This is a genomic window from Candidatus Poseidoniia archaeon, from assembly GCA_030748895.1.
In the GTDB taxonomy this organism is placed as follows: Archaea; Thermoplasmatota; Poseidoniia; order MGIII; family CG-Epi1; genus UBA8886.
The window spans coordinates 1-533 of the sequence record JASMLC010000065.1; the positions used below are offsets into that span (position 1 = coordinate 1).

1 protein-coding gene is annotated in these 533 nt (G+C 58.2%); it reads right to left on the reverse strand.

Annotation, left to right across the window (positions count from 1 at the left end):
• Positions 1–533, reverse strand: a 533-nt coding sequence (locus QGG57_07135) for a PQQ-binding-like beta-propeller repeat protein (GenBank protein ID MDP7007926.1), incomplete at both ends; no start/stop codon positions are given.

Here is a 533-nt window from a genome sequence, read left to right on the forward strand (position 1 = left end):
TGGAATATGCAACTGGGGGGCCGCCCGTGCTATTGCCCTCGTCGAAGAGGTAGGTCTTGTGGTCGCCCCAGCCGGAACCAGCGGCGATGTACTCCCCGTCCGCCGAGATAGCTACCGAGTAAACAATACTCCCGGTTTGATAGCTCCAGAGCGGCGTGCTGCTGTCCTTGTCGAAGAGGTAGACCTTGTCGTCAGTGGAGCCGGCAACGATGTACTCGCCGTCCGCCGAGATAGCCACCGATTCCACCCAATTATCGGTGGTATAGCTCCAGAGCGGCGTGCTGTTACCCCGGTCGAAGAGGTAGACCTTGTCGTCATAGGAGCCGGCAGCGATGTACTCGCCATCCGCTGAGATGGACACCGAATACACCCAATGCCCGGTTTCGTAGTTCCATAGCGGCGTGCTACTGTCCTTCTCGAAGAGATATACTTTCTCATCATCAGAACCAGCTGTGATATACTCCCCATCCGCCGAGATGGCCACCGAGCGCACGTTACCCTCGGTGGTGTAGCTCCAGAGCGGAGTGCTGCTG